At 35.9% G+C, this 387-nt stretch carries 1 protein-coding gene; it reads left to right on the top strand.

Features of this window, described 5'->3' with window-relative positions:
* Positions 1–387, top strand: a 387-nt coding sequence (locus ACH5TX_RS00305; protein ID WP_439337568.1) for an immunoglobulin-like domain-containing protein, incomplete at both ends; no start/stop codon positions are given.

Raw genomic sequence — 387 nt, 5'->3', positions numbered from 1 at the left:
GTGATACTTATTCTGAATTAGGTGCTACAGCTTCTGATAATAAAGATGGTGACATTTCTGCAAACATTGTTATTGGTGGTGATACTGTTAATTCTAATGTAGCAGGTACTTATATTATTACTTACAATGTTTCTGATGCGGCTGGAAATCCTGCAACACAAGTTACTAGAACGGTAAATGTGATTCCTGATACAACGGCACCTGTTATTACCCTTACGGGAGCAGCGTCTATCGATATTAACGTTAGTGATACTTATTCTGAATTAGGTGCTACAGCTTCTGATAATAAAGATGGTGACATTTCTGCAAACATTGTTATTGGTGGTGATACTGTTAATTCTAATGTAGCAGGTACTTATATTATTACTTACAATGTTTCTGATGCGG

The organism is Thalassobellus citreus (assembly GCF_044385915.1).
Classification (GTDB): domain Bacteria; phylum Bacteroidota; class Bacteroidia; order Flavobacteriales; family Flavobacteriaceae; genus Thalassobellus; species Thalassobellus citreus.
Note: the sequence above shows the minus strand (reverse complement) of the source record. Positions and strands in the feature narration are given on the sequence as shown.